Source organism: Nodularia sp. LEGE 04288 (assembly GCF_963896525.1).
Classification (GTDB): Bacteria; Cyanobacteriota; Cyanobacteriia; order Cyanobacteriales; family Nostocaceae; genus Nodularia.
On record NZ_CAWQOY010000041.1, the window covers coordinates 1 to 7727 of the forward strand.

Genomic DNA, 7727 nt, shown 5'->3' on the forward strand with positions numbered 1-7727 from the left:
TGAATGAATTCAGCGATGTAGATTCCATCTCTGGTGGCGCAGCAGATATTGGTTACGCTGCTAGCAATCCTTTGACATTAACTAAGTTGGCTGAAGCATTTGTACTTGTATATGCCATTGACCATGTGACTGTATTAGCTAAGTCATTCAGTCAATTCTAATCACTTCAGGTAACTACTAAAATTGATGGCTCTTGAGGGATTAAAAGTAAAAACTCATCTCTGTGATTACCAATAATTCCTCAGAGCCAGCTAGACACAAATTTGATTTTGACTGCAACAAACAAGTTTTCACAAGTCTTTTAGGAGTACATCATGGCGAATATCACTCTTTCTCAACTATACGCTACTGGTTCTGAACTGTTCCACGATTCCGAAAGCTTTCTCAATGAACTGAGCGATATCGATTCTAACTCTAAGAGTCAATACAACGTTGTCGGTGGCATAATTTCATTTACTGCATTTGCTGGAGCATTTGTCGGTACATATGGCATTGGTAATGCTACTTATGTAGCCAAGTCATATAGTAAACCGTATTCTAAGTTCTAGCTTTGTAGTTAACTATTAATCTTGATGGCTATCTTGGGATTAAAGGTAAAAAGTCAGCAATTTTTTCGGAAATGAAAGCTAAAAATCCAGAATCGAGTGCAACATAATACAGCACTGAGCAAGTAAATGAAGTACACATCTTAATATTATAAGTCTTGTGGGGTGGTCATCCTGCCCGCCTTTGTGTACCTCACTCAGATTAAATATGCTGTAATTCACAAATATTCTAGGATTGACAACTATTATCTTTATCAAGTTTTTGAATACCTATAACCTCTGATAGCCAGTCAAATTGAAAAATATATGCTGTAATTCGACAAGTAAATTGAAACTTAATTAAAGCTAGAATCACATATCTCAATTAAGCGCTACTGATTGATAAACATGGGGCAATTTTTCACAATTTCTCAATCACCTCAATTAGATGAATTTAATTTAGTGTTGATGAAAATTTGGGAATAAATAACAGTTTCAGTTCCGCCAGAATAGCAGATTAGTTGACTAATGATGAAGCTGATGCTTACTGAACACAGCTTTTATTAACTCATTACTCAATAATTTGTGTGAGAATCAAGTAAATGGCAGGAATTATAATTTCTGAACTGCACCCGCCTGACTCAGAAAGCTTTTTAATCGAAATCACAGATATGTATTCGATATCTGTATATGGGGGTAATGAATATGCAATTGGCTATGCATTCCATCAAATGCTGATCTTTACTTATAGGCTGATGGATTTGATGTTATCAGCATTTGCTATCTACAGTATTGTGTCGCTAGCACAGTCATTTATTACTGCGTCCGAGTTGAACCTTGCACCTGATCAGTTTGCCCCTTTCTAATGATTAAATCCAAATTGACATGATGACTAAAAAAATGTTGTGTGCAATCAATGCTTGGATAGGAATCCTCTGGTTTTACAGTTTTTTGATTAACCAGCAACAAGTTTTCACATTACTGAGGAGTATCTAACGCCATGCCATTTTTATTAAGCTATCAAAATCTTTTTGATTACCTAATTCCTCTGGGACTATGTACTCAAGAAGAACGTTCATCAAGTAATATTGAACTAAAACCTGCAAAAAACTTTAACTTGTTACTCAGCTTACCAGAGGACAAAAAACTTCTAGTTAAGCAAGAGCGTCACAACCGAGAAGGAAAAACTGCTGGTGAGTTTGTGCAGGAATGGCGAATTCATGAGTTTTTACAACAAAACCCAGAACTTAGCTATATACGTCCTTTGCTTTCGGAATCGGTACATTTTGATGCCGAAAATTCGATCATTATTTTTAACTATCTCAGTAACTACCGGGATGTAGCAGATTTCTACACAAAGGAAAACATCTTTCCTACACAGGTGGCGACAAAAATCGGTACTATTCTGGCCTTAATTCATCGCGTCAGTCTTCAACGTCCAGAGTATCGGGAATTCTTTGAAAATTCCCAGGATGCACCGAGTCAAGATGCACCAAAACTCAATCAGAAAATGGATCGGATTACACCGGAAATCTTTGGTAATGTTCCGGCTGATGGGTTGAAATTCTTTGCTCTATATCAACGTTACGACAGTTTGGGTCAGGCGATCGCCGAATTGGGTAGTTCTTACACTCCCTTCTGTTTGACTCATAACGACATGAAGCTGAACAATATTCTCATCTCCTTAAATTGGGAAGATGTCAATCTCAATGGCTCATCCTCAGACCAAAGCATGATTCGATTAATTGACTGGGAACGCTGTTCTTGGGGAGATCCAGCTATCGATTTAGGCTCATTACTCGCCAGTTACCTGCAATTGTGGCTGTATAGCGTAGTTGTCGGTAAAGGAATGGAAATTGAAGAGTCTTTACGTTTAGCTACAACGCCTTTACAAACACTCCGTCCTTCACTTTCTGCACTGGTTAAGGCTTATTTGGCTGAATTTCCCGAAATCTTAGAGCATCGTCCTGATTTCTTACAGCGAGTCGTGCAGTTTTGCGGTTTAGGTTTAATTCAATCTATTCAAGCCACACTCCAGCACGAAAAAACCTTTGGTAATCCTGGTATCAGTATGCTCCAAGTTGCCAAGAGTTTATTGTGTCGTCCAGAAACATCTATACCAACTATTTTCGGTATGGATGCTTCAGATTTAACCCCCACCAGATATTCCCCCGCACGCTAAAGCCTATCAGGTGGCAAAGTTGGCTGAAATACAAAGTCTCAAAGTAGGTTGGGTTGCGCTTAACTCAACGAAGTAAACCAAATTTACGTCTAATTTTGGGTTTGAAAATAGTCCCCATCACTACTTAATCAACACGATTTTCAGCCAATCTTGCCTTTAAAGACACGATTCATCCAGTCTCCACACACTGTTCAACACACTCTCTTATTTACAGGCAATCTCTTATGCAACTATTAGATTCGCTACAAACTCAACTATCAACTATTCCTGAGCCTTTGCAGACATCAATACAAGACATTATCGATAAAGTTGAAATCGTTTCTCATCATTGTATTAAGCACCCAAACTATAAAAGCGTAGAATTAACTGAGCAAGCAGTTTCCCGCTTTCAAAAGTTGCCCTTAGACCTGCGAAACAAATATTTAGCTCTGCAACTGCGTAGTTTTCTTTATGGTGTCTACTACAACGGTTCATTGCAAGAGGATCTCAATCTCGGAGCAGATGGAGAGTCAAAAAATGTAGCATTGAATCAAGATTTAGAAAATAATAGCTTTTTGGGTGTAGATATCGGTTTTTATGACCGCTTACATGAAAGCAACAGAGGTGAAGGCTACTTCAGCGACGATTGGCTAGTAATCAAAGAAGAAACAGATGGCGCTTTGGCTGTGCATAAAGGTGGTTTAACTGTACATATTGAGCGTGAGCTTCACTTGCGACCAGAAGATAAAGCTGTGACTATCGGTAGTTTAGTTCCCATTAAATTGCCCAAGAATGTGGTGCAAAATGGATTTTATATGGCAGTTAGCAATGCAGCTGCTCATGGTGATCAAGAAATCGTGCGGATCTACTTTAATTTATCTCCAGACGGTGCGGTTGCTGTGATGGATGGTTTGACTACCCAACTCAATGCTCTGCCAATTTCTTTCACTTTTAAAGCACTATATAATCCTTCAGATTATGGACGTTGTGACTCAGCAGTGCTTTATTTTGACAAACACAACTATGAAGTTGTCCGCCCAGTATTAGCAAGGGTGTATACAGAAAATAAATCTCATTTTGGTGAAACAGTGCCTTTGTTTACCAAATTACTCGCGCCGGGGTTAGCTCTGGCTGAAGAACCAAATAGCAAATTTACAGACCGTGAAAGTTTTGGGATGAACCGTTGTCAAATTATTGCTAACGCTTTGCTTGATGTTTGGCAGCAAGATAATGATACGCCAGCAGGTAGGTTAGAATCTATTTTGAAACATTTCTCTATGCTGGAAATTGACTTGCAGCGTCCTTATCTGAATCCCCAGTCTGAAGATATCTTTACTTCTTTGCAGTTTTGAGTTTTGAACTGCTTCATCTCTTTGGTGATCTGGCAGTTTTAAATCATTAGTGGAAGTAGATGAACCCGGTTTTTAGCCTATGTCAAATTCCTGAGATGGCATATATAAATAAACCGGGTTTTATCATGAGGACTTCTTGTTGATTACCTGCTATAGCAGTCCTAAATCAGTTGTGAACCACTTTACTTCTTCTCTTGGCGACCTTGGCGACTTGGTGGTTCGATAAATTCATAAATCAAATAGGATGGCTATATTTGTACAAGATAGCGATGATGTTATCCTGCATTTCATTGGCTATAACCCTACAAGATATATAGGAATCCGATTTGATGATTGAAAAAATGTAAGTATATGTAGGGTGTGGTTTTAGCCTAACGCACCGTCAAAACTTCGGCTGCGCTTAGTGTGTTAACAATTAAAGGTACGGTAAAATATACCCATAGGGTAATCTATATTTCTTCATATACGTTAAATTTTTTCACCTGACTTGAAAATAGATTTTCATCCCCCCTGGTGTACGCAGTTCATGATGGCTACTTATTTATAGCGTTGGTTGAATGGCGCAAAAACCTCACCCTGCTTTTGCTACGCAAAACCTGTCCCTCTCCTTGGTAAGGAGAGGGATTTCTTAGTTTACTGATAACTTGTGTTTATTCCTTAGCATTGGAAGTTGTTAGGGGAGATTCAACAAGTTATTTTTGACAATTATGCTGGTTTTAGCAAGTCATTTGTTATTGGCGACTTCGGATTTTCTTGAAGATTTGCGATAATTTCTACGGTGGCTATTTGTTGCTGTAACCAATTGGTAAAAAAGTCTCCCATTATTTGGAAACGCAAGTTTTCATCTAATTCTGGTTTGATTATTTCCTCAACGGCGATTATATGCGCTCCTTTGGGTGTGATGATTGGTTTGAGAATTTGCGGGGGAGTAGCGGCGAAAACTGCGGCTGCAATCTCGGCTCTGAAGTCAGTACGGCGGCGGACTCCCTGATAACCACCTGCGCGACGGGTTTCGGGATTTTGGATGTATTGACGAGCGATTTCTTGGAAGCTGATTTCGCCTTCTTGGAGGGCATAAAATAGTTCTAAGGCTAAATCTTCATCATCTAAGATGACTTCATAAGTTACTGCTCCAAAATATTTGGGTTGGTGTGCATAAAAGAATGGTTCGATTTGATCGGCAAATAAATGGTTGGCTAATTTGGAAGATGTGAGGTTAATTTTGGCTATTTCTTCGAGGTCATCGAGAGAAAGATGATGTTTTTCTAACCAAGCCCAAGTATCTTCGGCTTTGAGTAGTTTGTTGGCTAAACGAAGACCATCTGCTGCTGTTTGTAGTTCTTCTGTGGAGATTTCAATTCCTGCTTTTTCGGCGGCTTCTGCAATAATCTTTTGCGTAGCGATCGCTTCTAATATGCTAGGAATTTGGCAAGCCATCTTTATATAGTAAATAATCTCTTCAGCCGAAACTTTTAAAATATTTGTCATATTTTAACTCCTCCATTTAGTAACTAATTAAAATTAGTTTGTGACTCTGCGCGAGCAAGTCAGTATCTTATTCATCATCTTTGCTTGATATATTGTTTAACGTCTCTATCTAATGATAGTTTTAATATTTTAATTAAGCCTCTTTGAAATTGTCAATATTTTCCAAATTTCCTTTAATTAAAAGCATGAGATACTACCCCTACTTATGAGTTTTAAACTCTAAAAATAGGGGTTAGTGTTAATAACAAATGTCTTGCGTCTTTGGCAAAGATTTTGGGTTTCCTTTGGTTAACCCAAGCTACATTTTTTGCCCCAAATTATTGGTGTCACGCTACTACAAGACTAAAGTTCGAGACCGCCTTGTTGCAATTTCTTAAACGGATCTAAGATGAAATCAATTACTCGGCGCTGACGGATAACTACCTCTGCGGTGGCTGTCTGACCTGGAGTTAAAGTAACGCGTTGGTTAGCAGCTTGTACATAAGCTTGATCTAAGGTGATGTCTAAATCATAAGTGTCTATACTGCCTTGGTTGTTAGACTGAACTCTGGAATTAGGGGCAATCCAACTCACACGCCCTTCCATCACGCCATAATCTTGGTAAGGATAGGCATCAAACTTGATTTTTACTGGCATTCCTTCTTCTAAGAAACCACTGTGTTGGCTGGGTATCTGCGCTTTCAGAATCAATTGACTATTTTGAGGCGCAATTTGAGCAATGATTTGTCCTGGCTCTACCACAGGCCCTGGTTTAGTAATGGGTAACTCAAAAACTATGCCATCAATAGGCGATCGCACTACACGTTGTTTGAGCTGAATCTGCAAGGACTCTATCTGACTCTTGGTTTGTCCTATTTCTGAGTTCAAGCTACTAATTTGCGTTTCCATGTCTTTTAGTTGTTCCTGGCTTCTCAGCACTGCTAATTTACCTGCTTGGACAACGCTTTGATAGCTGCTTTGCTGTTCTTGGAGGCGGAGTTTTGCTTGCTCGATATCCGCAACAATTTGACTCATAGTCGCCTGATAGCGGCTCATCTCCTCTTTTAAACGCAGTTGAGCTTGGGTGAATTCAGATTGTGCTTGTAAGTGCAAGCGTTGGCTTTCCTCTGCTGTCTTTTCTAATTCCACAACTTGGACTTGAGGAATTGCACCCTGCTCGTACAGTTCGCGAAAGCGTGCAACTTCGGCGACATCTCTGTTAAAGCGGCTATTAACTAACTTCTCCGCAGTCTCAGTAGAATTAATATTCTGTCGAGCCTGATCGACTAAAGCCTGTCTTTCTAACCTTTGTAAGTTAAAAGAACTCTGTCTCGCATCCAGGTTTTGCTGCGCCTGATTGACTTGAGACATTTTTTCCAATTCTTGGGCTTGATTTTGTTGCTCTTGGATATTTATCGCCAGCATCAATTGGTTTTTTAGCAGCTTGAGTTGCGCGTGGCGATCGCTTAATCCTTGCAATTGTGTCTGTCTCTGTTGCAAATCTTGTTCCAGGACATCAGAATCCAACTCCAGCAAAACCTGTCCAGCTTTCACCATTGCGCCTTCTTGAACATTCACAGCTTTTACAGTTCCAGGAACGGGAATACCTAATTGATGCGTCGCTCCTTTGGGTTCTAAACGCCCTCTAGCGCTGCCGGTTTCATCAATTTTGGTCAGCATCGACCAAGGTAAAATAATCGACGCAAATGCTACCAGGAAGTACAGCATGGAACGTGTCCAGACCCTTGGTAAAGCGTCTAGCAGTTCTTCTGTGCCGTAAAACCAATCATTGGCTTCGTTTTCTACCTGCGTCTGATCATCAACAACAGCACTAGAGTTTTCAACCTGCTTATTTTGGTCTTGCTTTGGTTTTGCAAGTACGGATGATAAATTTTGAGATGGGTTTGGCATAAGTCATTCAACAGTTTAGTTTCTATAGGGATTGGGACATAATTCGTAATTCGTAATTCGTAATTCGTAATTAATTTGTCCCTGATCCTTTTTTCATAGGACTTACGCAAGAACTCTCTGAAACCCTCTTGACTTCGTGTCCTTTGTGTCCTTCGCGGTTCGTTTTTCCATAATTTTGCGTAAGTCCTGTTTCAATTGAAAATTTCCCAGGTTTCCAACGAAGGGGGAGGGAAGAGACAGGGGAGAAGAGGAATGGTTGTTAAGTAACCCGAAGTTTAAAGTAATTTCTTACTCCCCCCTGCCCCCTGCACC

Annotated in this window: 6 protein-coding genes; 4 read left to right on the forward strand and 2 right to left on the reverse strand. The window is 39.7% G+C overall.

The window, feature by feature from the left end; all coding sequences use genetic code 11:
* Nucleotides 1–314: 314 nt before the first annotated feature.
* The 4 genes from AACX33_RS03475 (at nt 315) to AACX33_RS03490 (ending at nt 4037) form a co-directional block, all read left to right on the forward strand.
* Nucleotides 315–548, forward strand: coding sequence for a hypothetical protein (locus tag AACX33_RS03475; protein ID WP_193997256.1), 234 nt, complete (start codon nt 315–317; stop codon nt 546–548).
* Nucleotides 549–1126: 578 nt separating this feature from the next.
* Nucleotides 1127–1390: a hypothetical protein gene (locus AACX33_RS03480; protein ID WP_193997255.1), complete on the forward strand. Its 264-nt coding sequence runs from the start codon at nt 1127–1129 to the stop codon at nt 1388–1390.
* 134 nt (nt 1391–1524) lie between these two features.
* Nucleotides 1525–2706, forward strand: coding sequence for a phosphotransferase (locus AACX33_RS03485; protein WP_193997254.1), 1182 nt, complete (start codon nt 1525–1527; stop codon nt 2704–2706).
* A gap of 224 nt (nt 2707–2930) precedes the next feature.
* Nucleotides 2931–4037, forward strand: coding sequence for a T3SS effector HopA1 family protein (locus AACX33_RS03490; protein ID WP_193997253.1), 1107 nt, complete (start codon nt 2931–2933; stop codon nt 4035–4037).
* Between the two features lie 705 nt (nt 4038–4742).
* Here AACX33_RS03490 and AACX33_RS03495 read toward each other — a convergent pair.
* Complete coding sequence (locus AACX33_RS03495) at nt 4743–5525, reverse strand: peptidylprolyl isomerase (protein WP_193997252.1); 783 nt, start codon at nt 5523–5525, stop codon at nt 4743–4745.
* A gap of 342 nt (nt 5526–5867) precedes the next feature.
* The gene (locus tag AACX33_RS03500) at nt 5868–7415 is read right to left on the reverse strand and encodes an HlyD family efflux transporter periplasmic adaptor subunit (RefSeq protein WP_193997251.1); all 1548 of its coding nucleotides are present in this window, start codon (nt 7413–7415) and stop codon (nt 5868–5870) included.
* Between the last annotated feature and the right edge of the window lie 312 nt (nt 7416–7727).

Excerpts from the sequence above, each read along its gene's own strand:
- AACX33_RS03475 (WP_193997256.1), top strand. The coding sequence starts at position 315 with ATGGCGAATATCACTCTTTCTCAACTATACGCTACTGGTTCTGAACTG.
- AACX33_RS03500 (WP_193997251.1), bottom strand. The coding sequence starts at position 7,415 with ATGCCAAACCCATCTCAAAATTTATCATCCGTACTTGCAAAACCAAAG.
- AACX33_RS03485 (WP_193997254.1), top strand. The coding sequence starts at position 1,525 with ATGCCATTTTTATTAAGCTATCAAAATCTTTTTGATTACCTAATTCCT.
- AACX33_RS03495 (WP_193997252.1), bottom strand. The coding sequence starts at position 5,525 with ATGACAAATATTTTAAAAGTTTCGGCTGAAGAGATTATTTACTATATA.
- AACX33_RS03480 (WP_193997255.1), top strand. The coding sequence starts at position 1,127 with ATGGCAGGAATTATAATTTCTGAACTGCACCCGCCTGACTCAGAAAGC.
- AACX33_RS03490 (WP_193997253.1), top strand. The coding sequence starts at position 2,931 with ATGCAACTATTAGATTCGCTACAAACTCAACTATCAACTATTCCTGAG.